Genomic DNA, 23,885 nt, shown 5'->3' with positions numbered 1-23,885 from the left:
CCTGACCAACAGCAAGTGCAGCTACTGGCACTTCCGCCTGGATGCGGACACCTCCATGAAGATGGAAGCGCTGACGACCTATATGAAGGACGTGCCGGAGGTCAAGAAGGTCTACCTGATCAACCAGAACTACTCGCACGGCCAGCAGGTCTCCAAGTACGCCAAGGAAATGCTCAAGGCCAAGCGGCCCGACGTGCAGGTGGTGGGCGATGACTTCGCGCCGCTGGCCCAGGTGCGCGACTTCGCACCCTACATCGCCAAGATCAAGCAATCGGGCGCCGATACGGTGATCACGGGCAACTGGGGCTCTGACCTGTCGCTGCTGCTCAAGGCGGCCAATGACGCGGGCCTGAACAACGTCAAGTTCTACACCTACTACGCCTTCGGCTCGGGCTCGCCCACGGCCATGGGCGCGGCGTCCGACGGCAAGGTCTACACCGTGGGCTACGGCCACTACAACATGGGGGGGGCCATCCAGCCGCTGATGGCCGAGTTCAAGAAGAAGATGAACGACGACCTCACGCAAAGCTCGATCTACCACGTGTTCGCGCTGCTGGATGCGGCCTTTGCCAAGACCGGCGGCACCGACCCCGTCAAGGTGGCCGCCGCGCTGGAGGGCATGAAGCTCAAGAGCTTCAACGGCGAAGTGGAGATGCGCAAGACCGACCACCAGCTGCAGCAGGGCCTGTACATCACGCGCTGGGAAAAGGCCGGCGGCAAGAACCCCTATGACGCCGAGAACACGGGCTACACCTTCGCCCCGGTGAAGTACTACGAGCCCTACGTGGCCAGCACGCCCACGTCCTGCCAGATGAAGCGCCCGTCCTGAGACCGGCACGCACCGCTTCCTGTCCCCAACGCACCGAAACCAAGGCCTTTCGATGACGCTTGAGTTCTTCACCATATCGCTGCTCAACGGCGTGAGCTATGGACTGCTGCTGTTCATGCTCAGCTCGGGGCTGACGCTGATCTTCAGCATGATGGGCGTGCTCAACTTCGCCCACACCAGCTTCTACATGCTGGGCGCGTACTTCGGCTACACGCTCAGCGGCATCATCGGCTTCTGGGGCGCGCTGTTCGTTGCGCCCCTGCTGGTGGGCGCGCTGGGCGCCATGTTCGAGCGCTACAGCCTGCGCCGCGTGCACAAGTACGGCCATGTGCCAGAACTGCTCGTGACCTTCGGCCTGTCCTACCTCATCCTCGAGGTGGTGCAGCTGGTCTGGGGCCGGGGCACCGTGCCCTACGGCCTGCCGCCCGCGCTGCAGGGCCCGCTGTTCACGCTGTACGGCACGCAGTTCCCGCGCTCGCGCTCCTTCGTGATGCTGGTGGCAATGCTGATGCTGGTGGCCGTCTGGCTGCTGCTGACGCGCACGCGCATCGGCCTGGTCATCCAGGCCGCGCTCAAGAACCCCGAGATGGTGGAGGCGCTGGGCCACAACGTGCCGCGCGTGTTCATGATGGTGTTCGGCGGCGGCTGCGCGCTGGCGGGGCTGGCCGGCGTGATCGGCGGCAACACGTATGTGACCGAGCCGGCCATGGCCATGTCGGTCGGCTCCATCATCTTCGTGGTGGTGGTGGTCGGCGGCATGGGCTCGCTGGCAGGGGCCTTCGTGGCCTCGCTGCTGATCGGCGTCGTGCAGACCTTTGCCGTGGCCATCGACTGGTCGCTGGCCAGCCTGCTGGCCTCGCTGGGCAGCCCGGTCGGCGAACAGACCTTCGGCTGGCCGCTGCTCAAGCTCACCATTTCCCAGGTCGCGCCCATCCTGCCCTACCTGTTCCTGGTGCTGATCCTCATCTTCCGGCCCAAGGGCCTCCTGGGCACGCGGGGAGATTGACACCATGTCCTCGATCACCAAAACGACCATGACATCCACTGCCGCAAAAGGCGCTTCGGGCGCTTCAGGGGCTGCGGGCGCGGGGCGCCACTACAGCTTCCAGCCGCTCAACATCGGCCGCATCCTGATCTGGGGCGCCTTCGCCCTGGCGCTGATCGTCGCGCCGCTGGTGTTCACCAGCAGCCTGGCGCTGACCATGCTCAGCCAGATCGGCTACCTCATCATCATCTGCCTGTCCTACAACATCCTGCTGGGGCAGGGCGGCATGCTGAGCTTCGGCCATGCGGTCTACACGGGGCTGGGCTCGTTCATCGCCATCCATGCGATGAACCGGGCCAGCTCCGGCGACTGGGGCATTCCGCTGGTGCTGATTCCCGTCATCGGCGGCCTGGGCGGCATGTTCTTCGCGGCCCTGCTGGGCTATGTGACCACCAAGAAGTCGGGCACCACCTTCGCCATGATCACCATGGGCATCGGCGAGCTGGTGGCGTCCATGGCGCTGATGTTCCCCGAGTTCTTCGGGGGCGAGGGCGGCATCACCACCGACCGCGTCTACGGCAAGCCCTTCTTCGGGCTGACCTTCGGCTCGGGCATGGAGGTGTACTACCTGATCGCCGCCTACTGCTTCGTCTGCACGGCCGCCATGTTCGCCTTCACGGGCACGCCGCTGGGGCGCATGCTCAACGCCGTGCGCGACAACCCCGAGCGCGTGGAGTTCGTGGGCTACAACACGCAGCGCGTGCGCTACTTCGCCTTCATCATCGCGGGCTTCTTCGCGGGCGTGGGCGGGGGGCTTGCGGCCATCAACTTCGAGATCATCACGGCCATGGACAGCGTGAGCGTCATGCGCTCGGGCTCGTACCTGCTGTTCACCTTCCTGGGCGGTGCCACCTTCTTCTTCGGACCCATCATCGGCGCCGTGCTGCTGGTGCTGGCCTCGGTGCTGCTGTCGGAGCTGACCAAGGCCTGGCTGCTGTACCTGGGCCTGGTGTTCCTGCTGATGGTCATGTATGCGCCCGGTGGCGTTGCCAGCCTGATCATGATGAACCTGCGCGTGGCGCGCTTCGGCAAATGGCGCCGGCTGGCCCAGCCCTACCTGGCCATCGCCGCCAGCGCCCTGGTCATGATCGTGGGCGGCGCCGCCATCGTCGAGATGATCTACCACCTGCAGCTCAACGCGGCCCTGGGTTCCCAGGTCTCGTTCATGGGCGTGCAGCTCGATACCAGCTCGGCCTCCACCTGGACTCTGGCCGTTGCCGTCTTCGTCGTGGGCCTGGGCCTGCTGGAAGTGGCCCGGCGCTGGTGCCTGCGGCGCTGGGAGCGTATCCAGGAAGAGATCGAAGAAGCCATCAAGCGCGGGGAGGGCTGAACCATGTCCAGCATTGCAATCGAACGACCAGGCACTGCCGCCCCTGCCGCGACCGGCGAGGCCACCTACGCGCTGGAGCTGCGCGACCTGTACAAGCGCTTCGGCAAGGCCGAGATCATCCGCGGCGCCCAACTGGCCGTGAAGCCGGGCGAGCGCGTGGCCATCATCGGCCCCAACGGCGCGGGCAAGAGCACGCTGTTCAACCTGATCAGCGGCCGCTTCGAGCCCACCAGCGGCCAGGTGCTGCTCAACGGCCAGCGCATCGACGGCAAGAAGCCCTATGAAATCAACCGCATGGGGCTGTCGCGCAGTTTCCAGATCACCAACATCTTTCCCAAGCTCAGCGTGTTCGAGAACCTGCGCTGCAGCGTGCTGTGGAGCCTGGGCTACCGCTACAGCTGCTGGCGCTTCCTGTCCAAGCTGCGCGATGCCAACGCCCGCGCCGATGAGCTGATGGAGATGATCGGCCTGCACAGAAAGCGCGACACGCTGGCGGTGAACCTCACCTATGCCGAGCAGCGCGCGCTGGAGATCGGCATCACCATCGGCGGCGGCGCCGGCGTCATCCTGCTGGACGAACCCACGGCCGGCATGAGCAACAGCGAGACGGCCCACTTCATCCAGCTGATCAAGAAGGTCACCGAAGGCAAGACGCTGCTGACCGTGGAGCACGACATGGGCGTGGTCTTCGGCCTGGCCGACAAGATCGCCGTCGTGGTCTACGGCGAAGTCATCGCCTACGACACGCCCGAGGCCGTGCGTGCCAATCCGCGCGTGCAGGAGGCCTACCTGGGCTCGTCCGTGGCGGATCAACAAGCTGGTGCACATTGAGGAAATGCGGATGCTGAACATCAACAACCTGCATGCCTACTACGGCAAAAGCCATGTGCTGCATGGCGTGGAATTTTCCGTACAGCCCGGCGAGATCGTCGCGCTGCTGGGGCGCAATGGCTCGGGCCGCTCCACCACGGCCAAGGCCATCATGGGACTGGTGCACTGGGAGGGCGCGCTGGAGTGGAAGGGCCAGAGCCTGACTGGCAGAAAGGCCTACGAGATCGCTCACCTGGGCCTGGGCTACGTGCCCGAGAGCCGCGACGTGTTCCCCAATCTCACCGTGCACCAGAACCTGCTGCTGGGACAGAAGGGCAAGGGCCGGGACAGCCGCTGGGGCTTCGACGACATGTACGCCATGTTCCCGCGCCTGAAGGAGCGCCAGCACACCGAGGCCGGTGTGATGTCGGGCGGCGAGCAGCAGATGCTGACCTTGTGCCGCACGCTGATGGGCGACCCGGACCTGATCATCATCGACGAGCCCACCGAGGGCCTGGCTCCCAAGATCGTCGAGCTGGTGGGCGAGTACCTGCAAAAGATCAAGCAGCGCGGCGTGTCCGTGCTGCTGATCGAGCAAAAGCTCACCATTGCCATGAGCATCTCGGACCGAGCCCTGGTCATGGGTCATGGGCGCATCGTCTTCGACGGCACGCCCGACGGGCTGCGCGCCGATCAGAAGGTGCGCAAGGAGTGGCTGGAGGTCTGATGCCGTACAAGGCTGGGCATGCTGCCCGGCAGGCGGCCCGGACCACGGCGCTTGTCCCGCTTGGGACAAACCGCAGTGGCGCCGGCCCGCGTTTTTTTTACAATCAAAATCGCACGATCGTTCTTTTTCTATCGCATAGGGGACAACAGCATGACTGCTGAATACAAAGTGGACGGTGCCATCGCCGTCATCACCTTGAACAATCCGCCGGTCAACGGCCTGGGACTATCCACGCGGCGGGGCATCGTCGAGGGGCTGGACAAGGCCTATTCCGACCCGGCCGTCAAGGCCATCGTCATCACGGGTGCCGGCAAGGCTTTTTCGGGCGGTGCCGATATCAACGAGTTCGGCAAGGAAGAGGCGTATCGCGAGCCGCACCTGGTCTCGCTGATCAACTCCCTGGACCAGGGCAGCAAGCCCGTGGTGGCCGCCATCCATACCGTCTGCATGGGCGGCGGGCTGGAGCTGGCGCTGGGCTGCAACTACCGCGTGGCTGCTCCCGGCACCCTGGTGGCCCTGCCTGAAGTCAAGCTGGGCCTGTTGCCCGGTGCAGGCGGCACGCAGCGCCTGCCGCGCGTGCTGGGCGTGGAGACCGCGCTGAACATGATCGTCAGCGGCGAGCCGGTCAAGAGCGAGCTGCTGGCCTCCATCCCCGGCCAGAAGCTGTTCGACAAGATGGCCGCCTCGCCCGAGTCCCTGCTGGACGAGGCCAAGGCCTTTGCGTTGGAAGTGGCCGACAAGCACGCGGCGGGTGGTCCGCTGCCGCGCGTGCGCGACCTGCCTTGCAAGCATCCTCAGGGCGACGCCTACTTCCAGTTCGCACGCAACATGGTCAAGGGCATGGCCAAGAACTACCCGGCCCCGGCCCGCTGCGTGGACACGGTGGAGAACGCCGCGCGCAAGAAGTTCGACGAAGGCATGGCTCTGGAGCGCGAAGCCTTCATGCAACTGATGTGGTCGCCCGAGTCGCGCGCACTGCGCCACCTGTTCATGGCCGAGCGCGCGGCCTCCAAGATCGCCGACGTGCCCTCGGACACGCCAGTGCGTGACATCAAGACCGTGGGCGTCATCGGTGCCGGCACCATGGGCGGCGGCATCTCCATGAACTTCCTGAACGCGGGCATCCCCGTGACCATTCTGGAGACTAAGCAGGAAGCGCTGGACCGTGGCGTGGCCACCATCCGCAAGAACTACGAAGCCCAGGTCAAGAAGGGCAAGCTCACCCAGGAAAAGTACGACCAGCGCATGGCCCTGCTGAGCACCACGCTGTCGTATGACGCGCTCAAGAACGCCGACCTCATCATCGAGGCCGTGTTCGAGGAGTTGGGCGTCAAGGAAACCGTGTTCAAGCAACTGGACGAGGTGGCCAAGCCTGGTGCCATCCTGGCCTCCAACACCTCCACGCTGGATGTGGACAAGATCGCCGCCTTCACCAAGCGCCCGCAGGACGTGGTGGGCATGCACTTCTTCAGCCCCGCCAACGTGATGAAGCTGCTGGAAGTGGTGCGCGGCAAGCACACCGCCAAGGACGTGCTGGCCACCGTGATGAAGCTGGCCAAGAAGATCAAGAAGACCGCCGTGGTCTCGGGCGTGTGCGACGGCTTCATCGGCAACCGCATGATCGAGCAATACTCGCGCCAGGCCGGATTCCTGCTGGACGAAGGCGCCACGCCCGCCCAGGTGGACAAGGCGATCGAGAAGTTCGGCTTCGCCATGGGCCCGTTCCGCATGGGCGATCTGGCCGGCAACGACATCGGCTGGGCCATCCGCAAGCGCCGCGCCGTCGAGCGCGCCGACATGAAGTACAGCCGCACGGCCGATAAGCTGTGCGAGCTGGGCCGCTTCGGCCAGAAGACCGGTGCGGGCTGGTACGACTACCAGGCGGGCAAGCGCGACGCCATCCCGTCCGAGCTGGTCAACCAGATGATCGAGTCGCATCGCAAGGAGCTGGGCATCACCCCGCGCAAGATCTCCGATGAGGAAATCGTCCAGCGCCTGGTCTTCGCCCTGGTCAACGAAGGCGCCCACATCCTGGAAGACGGCATCGCCGGCAAGTCGGGCGATATCGACATGGTCTACCTGACCGGCTACGGCTTTCCCATCTGGCGCGGCGGCCCCATGCACTACGCGGGCGAGGTCGGGCTGTTCAACGTGGTCCAGGCCATGAACCGCTTCGCCAGGAACCCCAACGACGATGCCCAGTTCTGGCAGCCCGCGCCGCTGCTGGCGAAGCTGGCGGCCGAAGGCAAGCAATTCAGCTGAGACGTGCGGCGCACGAACTTTTTGCGAACCACCGCAAACCCGCCATACAAGGAATATCCATGACATCCGCCGTGATCGTTTCCACCGCCCGCACCCCCCTGGCCAAGAGCTGGAAGGGTGCCTTCAACATGACCCATGGCGCCACGCTGGGCGGCCATGCCGTGCAGCACGCCGTGCAGCGCGCAGGCGTTGACCCCGCCGCCGTCGATGACGTGATCATGGGCTGCGCCAACCCCGAAGGCGCCACCGGCATGAACATCGCGCGCCAGATCGCGCTCAAGGCCGGCCTGCCCATCACCGCGTCGGGCATGACCATCAACCGCTTCTGCTCCTCGGGCCTGCAGACCATTGCCACCGCATCGCAGCGCATCATCGCGGGCGAGGGCGATGTCTACGTGGCCGGCGGCGTGGAATCCATCTCCTGCGTGCAGCAGGAAATGAACCTGCACATGATCCAGGACCTGGCCCTGGCCAAGCAAAAGCCCGAGATCTACTGGAGCATGCTGCAGACCGCCGAACAGGTCGCCAAGCGCTACGGCATCGGCCGTGACGCCATGGACGAATACGGCGCCGCCAGCCAGCAAAAGGCCTGCGCGGCCCAGGCCGCCGGCCTGCTGGATGCCGAGATCGCCCCCATCACCGTGACCATGGGCGTGGCCGACAAGGTGCGCGGCCTGATCACCAAGGAAGTGACCTGCAGCAAGGACGAGGGCGTGCGCGAGGGCACGACCAAGGAAGGCATCTCGGGCATCCGCCCCGCGCTGCCGGGCGGTGTGATCTCGGCCGGCAATGCCAGCCAGTTCTCCGACGGCGCAGGCGCCTGCGTGGTGGTGAGCGAGGACTATGCATCGCGCAACAACCTCAAGCCCATCGGCCGCTTCCTGGGCTTTGCCGTCGCCGGCTGCGAGCCTGACGAAATGGGCATCGGCCCCGTCTTCGCCGTGCCCAAGGTGCTCAAGAAGCTGGGCCTGACGGTGCAGGACATCGACCTGTGGGAGCTCAATGAAGCCTTTGCCGTGCAGGTGCTGTACTGCCGGGACAAGCTGGGCATCCCCAACGATCGCCTCAATGTCAACGGCGGCGCCATTGCCCTGGGTCATCCCTATGGCGTGTCGGGTCAGCGCCTGACGGGCCATGCCCTGATCGAAGGCAAGCGCCGCGGTGCCAAGCGTGTCTGCGTGACCATGTGCATCGGCGGCGGCATGGGTGCCGCCGGCGTGTTCGAAGTGCTGTAAGTACAGGTGGCGGCTGCGGCCGCCACCGCCTGTTCCCGTTACTCCTGTTGGCCGCACGCGCTCCCTCTGGCGGCGCCTGCGGCTTCTTTTTTGATTCCGGACCCCACCATGCGCCTGCGTTCCACCATCGATTTCCTGCTCTATGAATGGCTGCGCGCCGATGCGCTGGGCGAGCGCGAGCGCTTTGCCGACCATTCGCGCGACACCTTCGATGCCGTGCTCGACACCTGCGAGCGCATCGCCCGCGAGAAATACGCCCCCTTCAACCGCACCGTGGACACGCAGGAGCCGCAGTTCGACGGCGAGAAAGTCATCCTGCCCCGGTGCACCCACGATGCGCGCCAGGCCTATGCCGACTCGGGCATGCTCAGCGCCGCCCAGGACTACGACATCGGCGGCATGCAGCTGCCCTACACCGTGGAGGCGGCGGCCAACAGCTTCTTCGCGGCGGCCTCCATCAGCATCGGCTCCAACATGCTGACCTCGGGCAATGCCAACGCCATCATGGCCCACGGCACGGACATGCAAAAACAGGTCTTCGCCGCCAACGAATTCAACGGCCGCTGGGCCGGCACCATGTGCCTGTCCGAGCCCCAGGCCGGTTCCTCGCTGAGCGATATCGCCACCCGCGCCGAGCCCGATGGCGCCGACTTCGAGAGCGATGCGCTGGGCCCGCGCTACCGCCTCAAGGGCAACAAGATGTGGATCAGCGCGGGCGATCATGAGCTGACCGAGAACATCGTCCACCTCGTGCTGGCCAAGATCCCGGGGCCGGACGGCAAGCCCGTGCCCGGCGTCAAGGGCATCTCGCTGTTCATCGTGCCCAAGAAGCTCGTGGACACCGAAGGCCAGCTGACCGGCGAGCGCAACGACGTGGCCCTGGCCGGCCTCAACCACAAGCTGGGCTGGCGCGGCACCACCAACACGCTGCTGAACTTCGGGGAAGGGCGCTTTCCCGTGCGCGGCGGCGCCGGGGCCGTGGGCTACCTGGTCGGCAAGCCCGGCGAGGGCCTCAAATGCATGTTCCACATGATGAACGAGGCCCGCATCTCCATCGGCATGGCCGCCACCATGCTGGGAATGGCAGGCTACCACGCCAGCCTGGACTACGCGCAGAACCGCCCGCAGGGCCGGCCGATCAAGGGGGCGCCGGGTGCAGCCGGCAAGGATGCCACGCGGCCCCAGTCGCGCATCATCGAGCACGCCGACGTCAAGCGCATGCTGCTGGCGCAGAAGTCCTATTGCGAAGGCGCGCTGGCGCTGAACCTGTTCTGCGCGCGCCTGGTCGATGAGCAGCACACCGGCACGCCCGAATCCGTGGCCGAGGCCCGGCTACTGCTGGAAGTGCTGACGCCCATCTCCAAGAGCTGGCCCAGCGAGTTCTGCCTGGAGGCCAACTCCCTGGCCATCCAGATCCACGGCGGCTACGGCTACACGCGCGACTTCCCCGTGGAGCAATACTGGCGCGACAACCGCCTGAACATGATCCACGAAGGCACGCACGGCATCCAGGCCATGGACCTGCTGGGCCGCAAGGTGCTCATGGAAGGCGGCAAGGGCCTGCAGCTGCTGGCCACGCGCCTCAACGACACCATCCAGCGCGCCATGGCCCGGCCCGAACTGGCTGGCCATGCCAATGAACTGGCCAAGGCGCTGCAGGAAGTCGGCGCCACCACCAAGGCCGCATGGGCCACCGACGACCCGCAACAGGCCCTGGCCAATGCCGTGCCCTACATGCAGGCCTTCGGCCACACGGTACTGGCCTGGACCTGGCTGGACGTGTCCCTGGCCGTGCTGGACAAAGACCCGGGCCTGACCGCCCCCGCCAACGCTGGCCGCATGGCCGCCATGCGCTACTTCTTCGGCTACGAACTGCCGAAGATCGGCGCCTGGCTCAAAGTCGTGCGTGAGCGCGACATGACTTGCGCGCAGATGAGTGAAGAGGCGTTCTGAGGGAGTTGGCAGCACGGCTGCCGGAGGATGCAAAAAAAGCGCGGACCATGTGGTCTGCGCTTTTTTTTATTTCAGGGATTTTCAGGACCGCTGGCGAGCCTGGCTTGCTCCAAGACCCACTCCCTGGATTTTCCGCGAACGCACCATTCGGGCTTTTTGACCCAGTCTGTGAAATATATGGTGGGATGCCCTTCCAGAATATTGCAACGTGTATAGCCCAGCTTAGGCATCGCATAGTACTGCAGCGGAGTAATAAATATCAAAGAAACCAGTGCTGAAGAAATTCCAAGGGCGAAAATTATTGATAGTGCTTTATCGGATTTTCGTAGAATATTGTCGTTGCAGGGGATGGAATTCAGCACCGATACCAGTGCTAACGTAATAAAAACGAAAGGAGTCATGAAGATTGTTGGTGCGCCCGGCATGATTCTTATGGTTGGCGCGAGAGCATTTATGTCTTTCAGCATCGGGATTGTTTCCATAAAGGAAAACCAGAAACATCCGACGGATAATAGAATGCTGATGGGTATTACAAATATTGCAGATCTTCGAATGTTTTTTATGTCTCTCATATTTATTTGTATGGTCTTCTCGTCATTGAAGATGAAGTCCAAGGTCTCTATCCCGGCGCCCACCACCAGGCTCAGAAGAAACCCGCCCTTGGCCACATTCTGCAGACTGCTAATACCCAGGCCCATCTGGACCATGCGCGGGTTGGCATCAAGAAATCGCGTGCCTTGCAGCAACTGGCGGCGGCGGATTCAAGAGCGGCTAGTGACAGCGAAAAGGCATTCTGTGCAAGAAGGCAAAGCACCTGCCTGAGAAGAGGCATATCAAACGCGAAGACCAAGCGGTCCCCACTTTTCTATCTCATGGATTTATTTCAGAATTGCCTGTCAGCAGGGCTTGCTCCTTGACCCACTCTCTGGATTTTCCGCGAACGCACCATTCGGGTTTTTTGACCCAGTCTGAGAAGTAAATATTTGGATGGCCTTGTAGAAGGTTGCAGTGGGTGTAACCGAGTTTTGGCATTGCCTGATATTGAAGCGGGACTAAAAATAAAAGACAGAATAATGCCGAGATGAAGCATAGAATAAGTGATTTGATTAATATGCTTTCTATCTTTGTTTGCACACGTTGCCTGCAAGGAATGGCTTTTACGATATATAGAAAAATCGATGATAAGAGAAATGGTACGCAAAAAACCGAAAAAGGTGCCATTGGCCATATTCGAACGACCGGCGCCAGTGCTTTGATTTCATGGGTTGTTATTATAATTTCTTCGTTGATGAAGAAGCCGCAGGCTAATAATGTCAGACTGGTCAGCACTATACCAAGATAGGCATTTTTTCTGATGCGTTGAATATCATGCATTGTTTTTCTCATCTTCTATAGCTTACTTTGCATAATATATTGTTGCTAATCCCGCCTTGACTGCCTCCGCGCCAATCTCGCCCACAAGATCATGCATGGTCTTCTCGTCATTAAAGATGAAGTCCACGGTCTCTATCCCGGCACCCACCACCAGGCTCAGAAGAAAACCGCCCTTGGCCACATTCTGCAGACCGCGAATGCCAAGGCCCATCTGGACCATGCGCGGATTGGCGGCAAGGAATCGCGTGCCTTGCAGCAGCTGGTGGCGAAGTCAAAAGCGGCTAGTGATAGCGAAAAGGCATTTTGCGCAAGCAGGCAAAGCATCTGCCTGAAAAGAGGGACATCAAAGTCGCAGACCAAGCGGTCTTCACTTTTATATCTTATGGATTTATTTCAGAACTGCCGGTCAGCAGGGCCTGATCCTTGACCCACTCTCTGGATTTTCCGCGAACACACCATTCGGGGTTTTTGACCCAGTCTGTGAAATATATGTTGGGATGCCCTTCCAGGATATTGCAGCGCGTATAGCCAAGCTTGGGCATTGCATAGTATTGCAAGGGAGTTATGAGGGCAAGGCAAGAAGCCGTGATTATTAATCCTACCAGCATGGTTGCGTTAAAGCTGCGTTCGGTTACCTTTAAAATTGATGTTTTGCATGGTATTGCCTTGGATAATGAGGAAATTAGACCGACTGCCAATATTACAGGGAAATATGCTACGACTGGTGCTCCGGGTGTTATTCTTATTGATGCTGATAATTCAATAAGATCTTTGATATCATTAAATATTGCATGCTTAATGTACCAAATGCAAAGAATAAAAATGAAAACATCTAAAGGGATGCCCCAAATCAATGTTTTCCATATTTCTTTTGCGTCTAACATTTTATTTATTAGTTTTTGCGATTTGTGTAGCACATAAATTCATTTTTGAAAATTTCTGTGGAACACTCATTAAGTTTATAGCGGTCTTCACTTTTTTATCTCATGGATTCATTTCAGAGCTGCCGGTCAGCCTGGCCTGATCTTTGACCCATTCCCTGGATTTTCCGCGAACGCACCATGCGGGGTTTTTGACCCAGTCTGTGAAATAAATGGTTGGATGGTCCTTTAGAATGCTGCAATTTGTATATCCAAGCTTTGGCATTGCATAGTGCTGCAATGGAATTAATATAATAAATGAAATTACTATGCTCGCGAAATTAATGGACAGCATAATTATCAAAATGCGCTCCATTATTTTCAATACTCTTTCTTTGCAAGGAATTGCATTTGCGACCATCGTTAATAAGAGAATCAATGGTGTTGGAAGTGAAGATATTAGTAGTGGTGTGATTGGGACTATCTTTACAATTGCTTCATTGTTGTGAAGGTCTCTAATATTAGGAAGCGTATCATTAATGCAAATGAGAGCATTGATAATGAATATAAGTATTAGGAATGGAATTCCCCATATGGAGTTTCTTCTGTTTGTGATTGTGCGATTCTTCATCTTCTTTGATTGATTTTATTTTATCTAGATATTTTGCACAGGAGATTGTTGGTATCTGTCGCTGGGGCGCAGTAAATATCTTCTTTTTCTTGTTCATTTTCTTTTTCTGAATTTTTTTCCATGCGATGGATTGTGTGTTGATTTGATAGAGGCCTGTTGCTGTTCTTTCGGGCAGGGCTTTCATAGCGTTTACGACATTTTCTTTGACTCGCCAATATGTATCAGCTTGGTTGAGCGCAAAGCTGGTGATGAGTACGGCTACAGCCATGGCAAAGAGCGGCATCACTGCCACCGTCGTCATTCCAGCGGTTATGGTGGCAGCCACTATCCCAGCAAGTGTTCCCAGTCCTGCTTTCACCGCCTCCACCCCAATCCCACCCACAAGATCATGCATGGTCTTCTCGTCATTGAAGATGAAGTCCAGTGTCTCTATCCCGGCGCCCACCACCAGGCCCAGAAGAAACCCGCCCTTGGCCACATTCTGCAGACCGCGAATGCCCAGGCCCATCTGGACCATGCGCGGGTTGGTGGTTAGAAATCGCGTGCCTTGCAGCAGTTGGCGGCGAAGTCCGGCGTAGCCCGTGATGATGATATAGGTGCCTGTGGCGGTTGTCTTGATGTAGGAGCGGGCACCGGCAATGCCCAATGCAATCAGCGTTTTGGTGATCAGGTATGCGTCGCTGACCATCAGGGAGGCGGGGGCGACCCAGGGCTTGCCTGCATTGGGGCTGGCGGTCTGTGTCCAGTATTGCCCAAGTGCACTATGGGCCAGGATGGCATGCAGCGTGGCTGCCAGGCGAGGGTTCTGGCGCGCTTTATCGTTCAATATGCCTGCGTATTCCTGTGGCGTGAGCACAAGGGCATCGATCTGTTTCTGCTCCATTTGGCGAGCAAGCATGTCGGCATAGCCGATCTGATAGAAGGTGGCGGCAATGGAGGCTGGCATGGTGTATGGCGACGCTGGATCGGAAACGGGAATCGCAGATTCCAACCAATGCGCCTTGATCAATGAAGGCAATTTGGCGGAGTTGAGTGATTGCAAGCAGACGAATAATCCGCTGTCAGTGTCCAAGCGGGTTTCTGATGTTTGCTGTGCGAAGAGTCCTCATTTGATTTCATGACCTGCACGAGGTCAATCAAAGAAGTCGCACGCGTATCATTTTCAGAATTGTCCTTAGGACAATTCCTAAAATCATGTTTGAAATACCCGGTGAATAAAGAGGCTGCAGATGAGCGTTTGGTCCTCCGCAACGCCATTCGCCGTGGGCGGTATTCGCAGGGGCACAAGCGCAGGCTGCCCGGCTCGGCCACGGGCATTTGCGGGTGAAGGATGCGGGGAGAGGTGGTCCGTATCGCCGCGGCGCTGGCGGGCAGGCTGTTGAACCGGGGTATGGGCTACGGACCCACCGTACGGGATGCCTGCAAACGAGGATTCAGGGACCGGGTGTCAGCGCCTCGGAAGCCGTGCAGGCGCTGCAGGCTGCCTGCCGGAGGGCGCATGCCTCAAAGATCCATTCCCAGATAGCGCGTGCCCGGCACGGGATTGAAGCTCACCGGCTGTGCATCCACAAAACCCAGAGACTCATACAGCCGCTGCGCAGCCTGGAACTCGGGCAGCACGTCCAGGCAGATGCGGGTGTAGCCTGCTTGCCGCGCAGCGTCCAGGATGCCGTCCACCAGCCGCCGTCCCAGGTTCTCGCCGCGTACCGAGGGGCGCACGTAGACACGCTTCATCTCGCACGTCTGCGCATCCACCTGGCGCAGGGCGGCGCAGCCTACGGGCTGGCCGTCTTTCCAGGCCAGCAGCACGCAGCCTTCGGGTGCGGCGTACTTGCCGGGCAGGGCGGCGAATTCGGTCTCGAAGTCCTGGAAGTCCAGGCTCACGGTGGGGCTGGCCACGTATTCCCGGAAGATGCGGACCACGGCGTCGAGGTCTTCGGGAAAGTGGGCGGGGCGGATATCGGTCATGTAAAGGCGTGTGCATGGCCCTGATGAAGGGCCCTGTCGTGCAAACAAAAAAGGGGCCAAGAGTAGGCCAGTATTTCAGGGATTTGGTTCGATCAGGCTTTGAGCGGCAGCTCCTTGTCTCTATCGTTGCTCGCACTTGCGCTTTTCCTGGGAAGCCTGCATGCCCGCATCCAAGCACTTGCTTCTCTCCACATGGTTCAGGACCAGCGGACCCAGCCAAACCGCCAATGCTGTCAGCGCCAAGGGCAGCACCACCAGCACCCACAGCATCCACTTCGCCTCACGCCGGAAATGCCCGGAGATTCCTGCGTTGGGCGATGCGGGATCTTTCATGGCGATGGCACCGCCTCAACTGCACAAGCGCAGATTGGTGCGCGCAGCCTTGAGCATGGGCAGCACCACATCGGCATCGGTGGGTGGATAGGCCTCGCGCAGTTCCTGATCCGTCTTGGCAGCTTCCTCGGCCAGCGGCGCCAGGGTCTCGCGGCAGGCGGCTGCATCGCCCGAGCGAAGCTGCGCCAGCGCCAGGTCGTTGCGCAGCCAGCCCTTGGTAACGCCGGTCAGCACCTCATCGCAGTCCTGCAGCACCGGCGCCAGCGTGGTCAGCGCCAGGCGGTAGTCCTTGGCTTCGTACGCGCGCTTGAAGTTTCTGCGCGATGCGGCAATGGCCTTGTCCGTGCAGCCGGGTGTGGGCCGAAGGTAATCGCCGCCAAACCAGGCCCGCATGCCGCAGAAGTCCCGGCATGCCTCGGCGGTGGCCGTGTCGACGCCGACGCGCTGGCCTGCAGGCGTGAAGTCCACGGCGCAGGCCGAATTCGCCATCCTGGCCCGGCCGTTGGTGATGGTGCCTTCCAGCTCACAGGTATGGCCGTTGGCACCGACGGTCTGGATGTGGAACTTGCCGCCAGCCTGCACCACCAGATCGCCGCCCCCACCTTTGCGGACATAGGTGCCCGGTGATGGTGTGGTTTGCTGTGCACTGGCTACGCCGATGTGGCAGGCAAGAACCAAGGACGGCAGGCGTAGCAGGTGGACGGCGAGTTTCATGGGCAGGGGCTTGGGAGTTGCGGTGTAGATGGCCAGCGCCGGAATTGCAGCGAGTGTATCGATGAAGACCATTGGTCTTGGCAACGCCGTTTGTCTGGTGACCGTGTGGTGCGGCGCACAGTTACATTGCTCCTCCATAAAGCCTTGGTCATTCATGGAAACCACGAAGCACATCAATCCAGACCACTATCTGGAAACCGAACAAGGTCGCCTGTTCACCCCGGAACGCAGTGCTGCCGCATGGGAGTTGGCGTACCGGGACTTGGACAAAGCACTGTCTGCCAGCTCGCCCGCGACCAAGCTCTATGTGGTGGTGGGGGTGCAAGCTGCAGGCAAGAGCAGCTGGATTCAACAGAACGCCGCAGCGTTGGGTGGTGATGCGGTGTTCTTTGATGCCGCCCTTCCGAAGACGGTGCATCGTGAGCGTGCCATTCAGATCGCCAGATCTCATGGGGTGCCGGTAGTCTGTATTTGGCTCAAAGCCGATTTGCAGACCGCCTTGCGGAGGAACACGCAGCGGCGAGCCGATCACCAAGTGCCGGAGCAGGCCATTCGCAGCGTGTTTGCCATGTTCGAGCCGCCGAGTGAGCAGGAAGGGTTCGCGGTAGTCCATATCGACGACACCGAGCCGGCCCCCGGGAGCTCCATCCAACCCATGGGGCAGCGCCAGTTCCCGTCCCTTCAGGATCTCGACCAGCAGATGATTGTGGGCTGGCGAGCTTGCGAGATGGCGTTGGCCGAAGGCGGCCGCTGGGATATGGATGAATCAGGTCGGCAGCGCTGGGTACCTGGCGAAGCAGTCTGGAGCCATCCGCAGGTGCCCTATCTCCAGTTCATCGAGATTTGGATTCAACTGGTGGACGGACGTGTCTGGTCAATGCTTTCCCGTATCGACGATGGCAGCGGGTTTCACGGCCTGTACCTTGTGACTCCAGAGGCGTCTGAGTCGGGTCCTGGCGTGCCTGCATCCATTGGTTACCGTGACCGACTGCTGGCTGAGTTGCCCTTGGGCCTTGTGCGGATAAAAGACATGCGCCGGGATGCAGATGGCTTTGTCGTGGAGATGTGCATGCACATCGGCCAGAAAGTGGTTCGGTTCCTGTCAGGGGAGGTCTATGAGCGGGGTCAGGGCCTGTTTGAAGTCATAGAGCTTGATGAATCGATACTCGTCCAGATAGAAAGCTAGATGCAGCCAAGCATTGGGCAGCAATCGCTGATGTGCCTTTTGCCGTCGGTATGTCCTGATGTGGAAAGCGCGCAGAGACAGGCTCCTCACAACGCCAGATGCAAAGCCTCCCCCGTCCCCTGCGCAGGCACGGCGCAGCAGATCAGGGCCTCGCCCGCGGGTACGGCGAAGGAGGGTGGCGAGGCATAGGTCACCCCGCCCTGCAGCACACGCGTGCGGCAGTCGCCGCAACTGCCCCCTCGGCAACCGAAGGCGGGCTCCAGGCCTCGCGCCTCGGCCACTTCGAGCAGGCTGCCGTCGCCGGGCTTCCAGCGCGCTTCCTTGGCCGAGTCGGCAAAGATGATGCGGACAGGCTGCGTGGCGGGTGCCGGCAGTTCGGCGGCGGGGGCTGCACCGGCCATGGAGCGCTTCAGGGCCGAGGGACCGAAGGCTTCTGCGTGGATGCGCTCGTCGGGCACATTGCGTTCGCGCAGGCCGTCATAGGTGGCCTGCATGAAGGCGTCCGGGCCGCAGAGGTAGAAGTCGTAGTCGTCCCAGGGCAGGGTGGCTTTCAGCAGGGCCATGTCGATGTGGCCCTCATGGTCGTAGTCGCGGCCGGCCTTTGCCGTGCCGGGCTGGCTGAGCGTGCGCACCCAGTGCACCTCGGCATTGCCGGCCTTCACCAGTTCGGCAATCTCCGTGTCAAAGGCCCGTTCGCTGCGCGTGCGAGCCGCCTGGAACAGCCAGGTGGGCCGCAGGCTGCGGGTGCGCCGGCCTTCGTGGACGATGTGGCGCAGCATGGCCAGCAAGGGCGTGATGCCTATGCCCGCGGCCAGCAGCACGGCGGGGCGGCGCAGGGCCGCATCGGCGGTGAAGCTGCCAGCGGGCGGGCGGGCCTCGACCAGATCGCCGGGCTTCAGGCCATGCAGATGGCTGGATGCTCGGCCTTGCCTCTTGACGCTGATGCGCAAGCGCCCGTCCGAAGGCGCCAGCGACAGCGTATAGGTGCGCTGCAGATGGCTGCCGTCCGCCAGCGTGAGGCGCAGCGGCAGGTGCTGGCCGGCCAGGGGAGCCACCGTGGCCATGCCATCGGCCGGCTCCAGGTAGAGCGAGCGGATGGTGGAACTCTCATCCACGGCCTGCGCCACCCGGAACGGTCGCCACTGCCGCCCCAGCCGGGCGGCGGCCAGGCGCTGGCTGGCATCGGCCCAGCTTCCGGTCATCTGCAGGTGGGGCGACCAGCCGTCGGCCGCCATGCTCCAGCGCAGCGGCAGGGCGTCGGGCCGGCGCACGATGCGGCGGGGCTTGAAGGTCCACAGGCGCTCGGCGCCCTCGAAGGCGGCGATTTCCGGGGAGTCAAGGATGACGCTGGCCTCGCCCGTCATCTGCAGCATTTCCCCGGTTTCGGAGTCGATGAACAGCAGGCCCGCCTTGGGATTGACCAGGAAGTTGCCCAGGGTCATGAAGAACAGGTTGCCCGAGAAGTCGGGGATGGTCAGCGTTCCATCGGCGTCGATCCGCACAAAGCCCGGCTTGCCGCCACGGTGGGAGACATCGACCTGGCGCAGGCCATCCTCCCCATCAACGTAGGACGCCACGTAGAACGTATCCGCCTGCGCAATCAGTGCCTGCGCGCGCGGGTCCAGTGATGCCAGTTCGACCGCCGGCACCTGCGTGGGCTCGTCCGCAGGCCGGACGAACCGGACGCTGCGGTTCTGGATATAGCGCGGGCAGTTGCCGAAACTCTGGACAACGCTGATGTCGAAGACGCCCGCCCCATCAACGCCTGTCTTGCGCCGCACGGTGCCGTTGAGCCGGTTGCGCCGGCGCGTCATGGGGTCCATGCCCAGCAGGCCCACGGCATGGCCATCGGCCAGGCCCGGCTCGGCCGGGTCGGCCGCATCACGGCCCGCCGCCACATGCAGGGTCGATGGATCGGGAGAGTGCAGGAAGCCCGGCTCGCCGACCCGTACCGTGGCCCAGGCGTCGCCTTGCGCATCCACGCTGCCCAGCACCACGAAATGCAGCAGCGGGTAGAACTCGCGGTGCTGGTCCAGCAGGAAGGGGCGCAGGAACTTGCGGCCCGGCATGTCCATGCGGCCCACGACGCCAACGCTTTGCTGGATCGCCAGTTCGCCCGCATGCCAGGGCGAGGCGGGGTTTTGCAGGGGTTGCGGGTGCATGGTGCGCTCCTTTGCCGGGGTTTCAGGGGAGGTGTGGCTCAGGCACTCAGGCCCGCAGGCCGGCCGGTGTCTGGGCGAATGCCACGAAGCCCGGCAGCGCCTCGATGCGGCCCAGCCAGGCGCGCACTTCGCGGTAGGGTTGCAGGTCCACATTGCCCTCGGGCGCGCTGGCGATGTAGCTGTACAGGGCCACGTCGGCAATCGTGGGCGCGCTGCCGGTGAGGAAGGGGCGGGTGGTCAATTGCGCCTCGATCTTGCCGAGGATGGCGTGGGCGCGGGCTATCACTTCCTCGGCCTGGAAGGGGGCCTTGAACACCGTGACCAGCCGGGCCGCCGCCGGGCCGAAGGCAATGGGGCCGGCGGCGATGCTCAGCCATTTCTGGATCTCGGCCTCGGACTGTGCGCCCAGAGGCATCCAGTCCTGGCGGTCCAGCTTGCGCGCCAGGTAGACCAGGATGGCGTTGGAGTCGGCAATCACCGTGCCGTTGTCGTCCAGCACCGGCACCTGGCCCAGCGGGTTCAGCGCCAGGAATTCGGGTTTCTTCTGCGCGCCGTTGGCCAGGTCCACGTGGACCAACTCATGCTCCACGCCCAGCAGGCCAAGGAAGAGGCGGGCGCGATGGGCGTGGCCGGACAGGGGAAAGTGGTAGAGCTTCATTGCGGTTCCTTGGGGGTGGTGAAGGCGCCGGTTGTCGGCGCCACGGGACGTATCCTCCTTCTCCGTCCGCATCTTTAGAATCCCCGGCGACGGCAAGTCACTCTTGCGGGAACGCGAACAAAGCGCCGGCACAAACCTGGGCAGTCCTGCGCGGGCCGCTCGCAGCCGGGCAGACATACGACACAGACAAGGCAGGCACAGATGGATCGCTTCCAGTCCATGACGGCATTTCTCGCAGTGGTGGACACGGGCGGCTTCGCCTCGGCCGCACGTCGGCTCAAGGTCTCGCCTTCGGTGGTGACGCGCGCGGTTTCCGACCTGGAGGAGCGCCTGGGCGTGCGCTTGCTCACGCGCACCACACGCTTCGTGCGCGTGACCGAGGCCGGCACGGCCTACGCCGACAGCTGCCGCCGCATCCTGGCCGAGCTGGAAGAGGCCGACGAGCATGCCGCCAGCGCCCACGCCGCACCGCGTGGCCGGCTCACGCTCACGGCGCCCGTGAACTTCGGGCGCATGCACGTGCTGCCCGTGGTGCACGACTACCTGGGCCGGTTTCCCGAGGTGGACGTCAACTGCTGGTTTGTGGACCGCGTGGTCAGCCTGGTGGACGAGGGCGTGGACGTGGCCGTGCGCATCGGCGATCTGCCCGACTCCTCGCTGCAGGCCATCCGCGTGGGCAGCGTGCGGCAGGTGCTATGCGCCTCGCCCGCATACCTGGCCAGCCACGGCGTGCCCCAGCGGCCCGAGGAGCTTGCGCAGCACACCACCATCACCGCATCCGGCCTCACCTCCACACCCGAATGGCGGTTTCTCGAAGGCGACCGTGCCCTGGCCGTGCGCCTGCAGCCGCGCCTCATGTCCATGACCAACGAGGCTGCGGCGGACTGCGCCCTGGCCGGGCAGGGCATCACGCGCCTGCCGCTCTACCAGATTGCCAAGCCCGTGCAGGACGGCGCACTGCGCCTGGTGCTGGAGCCCTTCGAGCGGCCACCGCTACCGATTCATGTGGTGCACCGGGAAGGGCGCCATGCCGCGCACCGGGTGCGGGCGTTCATCGATATGGCGGTGGATGCGCTGCGGGTGGCGGCGTTGAAGTGGTAGCGGGCCCGGATTGGGTTTTCCTCGGCACACTGGCGGCAAGTCCGCCTATTGAAGTCACTGCATAATCCGGACAGCTAGTCATCTTTCTACAGGCAGGCACTTTCATTCAATGCCCATTGATGAATGGGCGTTAAGAGCCTGTGCAATTTCTCGATAGAACCATGAAATCCCTTGTTGCTTTTGTTTTAGTGGCGTGCAGCGCATGCCTTGTTCGTGCTGAACCGGTTTTGGACTGGAATGTTCTCGGATTCGATGCCCAGGGCAATCCCACCAAGAGTTCTCGTCACTCATCTCACAGTAGTGCTCAGAGAAAACTGAACCTGCTATGCGGCGCTGAAGCGGCAAACGGGTCTCCTATGCCTGAGACCGTAAGCGTGCGCATTGAAGTGAGGCCTTTCTCCAGCGGTGGTCCGCAGGGAAAGCGCATCTTCCGCAGCGCGGAAATCACCTGCAATGAAGTCCGGCGCGAAAAAGATGCCCTGTCTAAATATATTCCGGTTCCCAGGGCGAGAAAGGCCGAGACCCTGCACGTTCCCAGTGTCTGGGACTGATTAATACTCGTGCCCGTAGCTTTCTCCACCTGATGCGGTGAAATAGCTCGGTCTTCTATGCCGCTACCCTCAAAACTGCGCCGTCACCCCCAAATACAAGCGCCGTCCATCCAGCGTCTTGCCGTAGTCGGCGAGGTTCACGGTCTTGTCCAGCAGGTTGTACAGGCCCGTGAACAGCTGGATGTTGGGCGTTGCCTGGTAGCTGGCGCCGATGTCCACCAGGGTGTAGGCGGGTAGCTGGGCCGTGCCGCCGTCTATGCTCCTGCTTTTGTAGCGGGCCTTGCCCCAGAGCTTGATCTGGCCTGTGATGTTCCAGTCCGCGCCCAGATTGAGCATGTGGCGGGGCAGGTTGTTGAGAGGCCTGCCGGCATCCGGTCCGCTGGCCACGTCGCTGGAGGTGAAGGTGTACGAGGTGTTGAACCGACCTCGGCCCAGCGGCAGGGCGATGGGCATGCCGTAGGCCAGCTCCAGTCCCTTGATGGTGGCCGAGCTGACATTGACGTACTGGTTGATGCGCGAGCGCACTTCGCCGTTGTATTCGCAGGCTGGGGCGGAGGTGGGGCTGGTGCAGATGGTCTGCGTGCTGATCTTGTCCTTGAAGTCGGTTTGGTAGGCGGTGATGCTGGCGTTAACGTCCTGCGCGGGCGTCCAGTTCAGGCCAATTTCGTAGTTGGTGCTTTTCTCGGGCTTGAGGTTTTTGTTGCCCATGTCCCAGGCCGCGCCACGCGCAGCGATTTCCACGATGTTGTCGTCGGCCTGCTTGAGGGTGGGTGCCTTGTAGCCGCCGCTGATGCCGCCCTTGAGGGTCAGTGCATTGCTCAGTCGGTAGATGCCGTACAGGCGCGGAATCCATTCGCTGCCGTAGTGCTGGTTGCGGTCGTAGCGTATGCCGCCCACGACGGAGAAGCGGTCGGTCAGGAAGTATTCGTCCTCGGCAAACAGGGCCATCTGCCAGCGTTCGAGGTTGATGTTGCGCGATCCCGGAAAGCGGCTGCCGTCATGCGCAGTCTCTTCGTTCTTGTACTCGGCACCGAACGAGACCATGTGCCGGTCCAGCGGCACGACGGTCTTGGACTGCAGGTAGGTGGCCCGGTATTCGGACTGGTAGGCGCCATTGGTGATCTGCACGTTCTCCCGCGTGATGAAGGAGCTGGTGCGGATGCGCGAGCCCCATTCGATGTCATGCGTCAGCGCGTAGTAGTTGCGTTCGTTCTGCACCGAGCCTGCGGCGCCCGTGCGGGCCGTGCGCTCGTTGTCCCCGGTGCCGCGCGTGGCCTGCAGGCCCAGGGTCTGGTTGCCGGTGAGTTTCCAGGCCAGCTTGGCGGTGATGTCGCGGTTCTCGCGGGCGGCGTAGCCGCCGGTGAACCGGTCCTCATGACGCTTGAAGCGCGAGCCGTACAGTGTCAGGCCCAGCCGGTCCTGTACCAGCGGGCCGCTGAGGTAGAAGCGCTGCTGGCCCTCGCTGCCGGCCTGTGGGTTTTCCTGCATCGTTCCGTCCACGGTGACGCTGCCGGTCCATTGCGTGGACACCTTCTTGGTGATGATGTTGATCACCCCGCCCAGCGCGCTGGATCCGTACAGCGACGACATGGGGCCGCGAATGACCTCGATGCGTTCGATGGCCGACATGGGTGGCAGCCAACTTGTCTGCTGCGCGCCGCCAAAGCCGTTGTAGTAGGCCTGGGAGGAGCTGCCCAGGGGCTTGCCGTCCACCAGGAACAGGGTGTAGTCCTCGCCCAGGCCGCGGATATAGATCTGCGTGGATTCGATCTTGCCGCCCGCACCTCCCTCGATGGCGACGCCTGGAATGTCGAGCAGGGCATCGGTCACGTCGCGGTAGCGCTTGCCTTCCAGCTCCTTGGCTGTCACCACGGTGATGGAGGCAGGCGCGTCGGCCAGCGATTGCTCGAAGCCTGTGGCGGTCACCACCACTTCGGACAGCTTGCCTTCGCCGGCCGCCTGCTGTGCATGGGCCAGCAGCACGGTGCTGCCGGTCAGCAGACAGGCTAGGCCTTTGCCGATGAGGATGAGCGGGTGTGCAGGGGTGCAGGCCCTGGCCGGCTGCAGGAAAGAGTCGATCACTGGTTGGCTCCGGTCGCTATTGAAAATGGGGTTGTCCGTACACGACGGCACGCGCCGCCGGGCAGGCGACGCGG

The 23,885-nt window shown here is 62.1% G+C and carries 22 protein-coding genes and 1 pseudogene; 13 read left to right on the top strand and 10 right to left on the bottom strand.

The window, feature by feature from the left end; genetic code table 11:
* The 8 genes from L995_RS06315 to L995_RS06280 form a co-directional block, all read left to right on the top strand.
* On the top strand, positions 1-829 hold an 829-nt coding region (locus tag L995_RS06315), incomplete at its 5' end, for an ABC transporter substrate-binding protein (protein WP_231574368.1).
* A 52-nt stretch (positions 830-881) separates the two neighbouring features.
* A complete protein-coding gene (locus tag L995_RS06310; protein ID WP_016446751.1) occupies positions 882-1,835 on the top strand; it encodes a branched-chain amino acid ABC transporter permease in 954 nt (317 codons plus the stop codon).
* A gap of 4 nt (positions 1,836-1,839) precedes the next feature.
* Positions 1,840-3,204, top strand: coding sequence for a branched-chain amino acid ABC transporter permease (locus L995_RS06305; RefSeq protein WP_016446752.1), 1,365 nt, complete (start codon positions 1,840-1,842; stop codon positions 3,202-3,204).
* A 3-nt stretch (positions 3,205-3,207) separates the two neighbouring features.
* Positions 3,208-4,035, top strand: a complete 828-nt coding sequence (locus tag L995_RS06300; RefSeq protein WP_047470244.1) for an ABC transporter ATP-binding protein — start codon at positions 3,208-3,210, stop codon at positions 4,033-4,035.
* Positions 4,036-4,045: 10 nt separating this feature from the next.
* Positions 4,046-4,741, top strand: a complete 696-nt coding sequence (locus tag L995_RS06295; protein WP_016446753.1) for an ABC transporter ATP-binding protein — start codon at positions 4,046-4,048, stop codon at positions 4,739-4,741.
* 150 nt (positions 4,742-4,891) lie between these two features.
* Positions 4,892-7,003, top strand: coding sequence for a 3-hydroxyacyl-CoA dehydrogenase NAD-binding domain-containing protein (locus L995_RS06290; protein WP_047470241.1), 2,112 nt, complete (start codon positions 4,892-4,894; stop codon positions 7,001-7,003).
* A 59-nt stretch (positions 7,004-7,062) separates the two neighbouring features.
* On the top strand, positions 7,063-8,238 hold the full coding sequence (locus L995_RS06285) for an acetyl-CoA C-acyltransferase (RefSeq protein WP_016446755.1): 1,176 nt from the start codon (positions 7,063-7,065) through the stop codon (positions 8,236-8,238).
* A 108-nt stretch (positions 8,239-8,346) separates the two neighbouring features.
* Positions 8,347-10,191 carry an acyl-CoA dehydrogenase gene (locus L995_RS06280; protein WP_047470260.1) on the top strand — a complete coding sequence of 615 codons (1,845 nt, stop codon included), beginning with the start codon at positions 8,347-8,349 and terminating at the stop codon, positions 10,189-10,191.
* 71 nt (positions 10,192-10,262) lie between these two features.
* Here L995_RS06280 and L995_RS31335 read toward each other — a convergent pair whose 3' ends face one another.
* The 3 genes and pseudogenes from L995_RS31335 to L995_RS34210 form a co-directional block, all read right to left on the bottom strand.
* A complete protein-coding gene (locus tag L995_RS31335; RefSeq protein WP_231574372.1) occupies positions 10,263-10,763 on the bottom strand; it encodes a hypothetical protein in 501 nt (166 codons plus the stop codon).
* 298 nt (positions 10,764-11,061) lie between these two features.
* On the bottom strand, positions 11,062-11,565 hold the full coding sequence (locus tag L995_RS32835) for a hypothetical protein (protein WP_156135997.1): 504 nt from the start codon (positions 11,563-11,565) through the stop codon (positions 11,062-11,064).
* A 37-nt stretch (positions 11,566-11,602) separates the two neighbouring features.
* Positions 11,603-11,836: pseudogene (locus tag L995_RS34210) on the bottom strand (hypothetical protein); the annotation flags it as partial.
* A 314-nt stretch (positions 11,837-12,150) separates the two neighbouring features.
* On the opposite strand from L995_RS34210, the gene L995_RS33710 reads away from it, so the two are divergent.
* Both L995_RS33710 and L995_RS34205 read left to right on the top strand, forming a co-directional pair.
* Positions 12,151-12,486 carry a hypothetical protein gene (locus tag L995_RS33710; RefSeq protein ID WP_197065111.1) on the top strand — a complete coding sequence of 112 codons (336 nt, stop codon included), beginning with the start codon at positions 12,151-12,153 and terminating at the stop codon, positions 12,484-12,486.
* A 268-nt stretch (positions 12,487-12,754) separates the two neighbouring features.
* On the top strand, positions 12,755-12,934 hold the full coding sequence (locus L995_RS34205) for a hypothetical protein (protein WP_231574367.1): 180 nt from the start codon (positions 12,755-12,757) through the stop codon (positions 12,932-12,934).
* Positions 12,935-12,961: 27 nt separating this feature from the next.
* Here L995_RS34205 and L995_RS06265 read toward each other — a convergent pair whose 3' ends face one another.
* From L995_RS06265 to L995_RS06250, 4 genes are all read right to left on the bottom strand, one after another.
* The gene (locus L995_RS06265; protein WP_231574366.1) at positions 12,962-14,128 is read right to left on the bottom strand and encodes a hypothetical protein; all 1,167 of its coding nucleotides are present in this window, start codon (positions 14,126-14,128) and stop codon (positions 12,962-12,964) included.
* Positions 14,129-14,559: 431 nt separating this feature from the next.
* On the bottom strand, positions 14,560-15,024 hold the full coding sequence (locus tag L995_RS06260) for a GNAT family N-acetyltransferase (RefSeq protein ID WP_047470234.1): 465 nt from the start codon (positions 15,022-15,024) through the stop codon (positions 14,560-14,562).
* A gap of 120 nt (positions 15,025-15,144) precedes the next feature.
* Positions 15,145-15,357, bottom strand: coding sequence for a hypothetical protein (locus tag L995_RS06255; protein WP_026062350.1), 213 nt, complete (start codon positions 15,355-15,357; stop codon positions 15,145-15,147).
* Between the two features lie 15 nt (positions 15,358-15,372).
* On the bottom strand, positions 15,373-16,071 hold the full coding sequence (locus tag L995_RS06250) for a hypothetical protein (protein ID WP_047470254.1): 699 nt from the start codon (positions 16,069-16,071) through the stop codon (positions 15,373-15,375).
* A 61-nt stretch (positions 16,072-16,132) separates the two neighbouring features.
* On the opposite strand from L995_RS06250, the gene L995_RS06245 reads away from it, so the two are divergent.
* A complete protein-coding gene (locus tag L995_RS06245) occupies positions 16,133-17,257 on the top strand; it encodes an AAA family ATPase (RefSeq protein ID WP_231574365.1) in 1,125 nt (374 codons plus the stop codon).
* Between the two features lie 86 nt (positions 17,258-17,343).
* Here L995_RS06245 and L995_RS06240 read toward each other — a convergent pair whose 3' ends face one another.
* The gene (locus L995_RS06240) at positions 17,344-19,419 is read right to left on the bottom strand and encodes an FAD-binding oxidoreductase (protein ID WP_047470227.1); all 2,076 of its coding nucleotides are present in this window, start codon (positions 19,417-19,419) and stop codon (positions 17,344-17,346) included.
* A gap of 46 nt (positions 19,420-19,465) precedes the next feature.
* Positions 19,466-20,077, bottom strand: coding sequence for a glutathione S-transferase family protein (locus L995_RS06235; protein ID WP_047470225.1), 612 nt, complete (start codon positions 20,075-20,077; stop codon positions 19,466-19,468).
* A 201-nt stretch (positions 20,078-20,278) separates the two neighbouring features.
* Between L995_RS06235 and L995_RS06230 the strand changes: the two genes are divergently transcribed.
* Entirely contained in the window at positions 20,279-21,178 is a 900-nt protein-coding gene (locus tag L995_RS06230; RefSeq protein ID WP_047470222.1) for a LysR family transcriptional regulator, read from the top strand.
* Positions 21,179-21,339: 161 nt separating this feature from the next.
* The gene (locus L995_RS32825; protein WP_128422617.1) at positions 21,340-21,729 is read left to right on the top strand and encodes a hypothetical protein; all 390 of its coding nucleotides are present in this window, start codon (positions 21,340-21,342) and stop codon (positions 21,727-21,729) included.
* A 69-nt stretch (positions 21,730-21,798) separates the two neighbouring features.
* Here L995_RS32825 and L995_RS06225 read toward each other — a convergent pair whose 3' ends face one another.
* Positions 21,799-23,811 (bottom strand): TonB-dependent receptor domain-containing protein, encoded by a 2,013-nt coding sequence (locus L995_RS06225; protein ID WP_047470218.1) that lies wholly within the window; start codon positions 23,809-23,811, stop codon positions 21,799-21,801.
* Positions 23,812-23,885: the final 74 nt, after the last annotated feature.

The organism is Delftia sp. ZNC0008, from assembly GCF_000799035.1.
GTDB classification, from domain to species: Bacteria; Pseudomonadota; Gammaproteobacteria; order Burkholderiales; family Burkholderiaceae_C; genus Comamonas; species Comamonas tsuruhatensis.
Note: the sequence above shows the minus strand (reverse complement) of the source record. Positions and strands in the feature narration are given on the sequence as shown.

Excerpts from the sequence above, each read along its gene's own strand:
- L995_RS06310 (WP_016446751.1), top strand. The coding sequence starts at position 882 with ATGACGCTTGAGTTCTTCACCATATCGCTGCTCAACGGCGTGAGCTAT.
- L995_RS06305 (WP_016446752.1), top strand. The coding sequence starts at position 1,840 with ATGTCCTCGATCACCAAAACGACCATGACATCCACTGCCGCAAAAGGC.
- L995_RS06300 (WP_047470244.1), top strand. The coding sequence starts at position 3,208 with ATGTCCAGCATTGCAATCGAACGACCAGGCACTGCCGCCCCTGCCGCG.
- L995_RS06295 (WP_016446753.1), top strand. The coding sequence starts at position 4,046 with ATGCTGAACATCAACAACCTGCATGCCTACTACGGCAAAAGCCATGTG.
- L995_RS06290 (WP_047470241.1), top strand. The coding sequence starts at position 4,892 with ATGACTGCTGAATACAAAGTGGACGGTGCCATCGCCGTCATCACCTTG.
- L995_RS06285 (WP_016446755.1), top strand. The coding sequence starts at position 7,063 with ATGACATCCGCCGTGATCGTTTCCACCGCCCGCACCCCCCTGGCCAAG.
- L995_RS06280 (WP_047470260.1), top strand. The coding sequence starts at position 8,347 with ATGCGCCTGCGTTCCACCATCGATTTCCTGCTCTATGAATGGCTGCGC.
- L995_RS31335 (WP_231574372.1), bottom strand. The coding sequence starts at position 10,763 with ATGAGAGACATAAAAAACATTCGAAGATCTGCAATATTTGTAATACCC.
- L995_RS32835 (WP_156135997.1), bottom strand. The coding sequence starts at position 11,565 with ATGCATGATATTCAACGCATCAGAAAAAATGCCTATCTTGGTATAGTG.
- L995_RS34205 (WP_231574367.1), top strand. The coding sequence starts at position 12,755 with ATGCTCGCGAAATTAATGGACAGCATAATTATCAAAATGCGCTCCATT.
- L995_RS06260 (WP_047470234.1), bottom strand. The coding sequence starts at position 15,024 with ATGACCGATATCCGCCCCGCCCACTTTCCCGAAGACCTCGACGCCGTG.
- L995_RS06255 (WP_026062350.1), bottom strand. The coding sequence starts at position 15,357 with ATGAAAGATCCCGCATCGCCCAACGCAGGAATCTCCGGGCATTTCCGG.
- L995_RS06250 (WP_047470254.1), bottom strand. The coding sequence starts at position 16,071 with ATGAAACTCGCCGTCCACCTGCTACGCCTGCCGTCCTTGGTTCTTGCC.
- L995_RS06245 (WP_231574365.1), top strand. The coding sequence starts at position 16,133 with ATGAAGACCATTGGTCTTGGCAACGCCGTTTGTCTGGTGACCGTGTGG.
- L995_RS06240 (WP_047470227.1), bottom strand. The coding sequence starts at position 19,419 with ATGCACCCGCAACCCCTGCAAAACCCCGCCTCGCCCTGGCATGCGGGC.
- L995_RS06235 (WP_047470225.1), bottom strand. The coding sequence starts at position 20,077 with ATGAAGCTCTACCACTTTCCCCTGTCCGGCCACGCCCATCGCGCCCGC.
- L995_RS06230 (WP_047470222.1), top strand. The coding sequence starts at position 20,279 with ATGGATCGCTTCCAGTCCATGACGGCATTTCTCGCAGTGGTGGACACG.
- L995_RS32825 (WP_128422617.1), top strand. The coding sequence starts at position 21,340 with ATGAAATCCCTTGTTGCTTTTGTTTTAGTGGCGTGCAGCGCATGCCTT.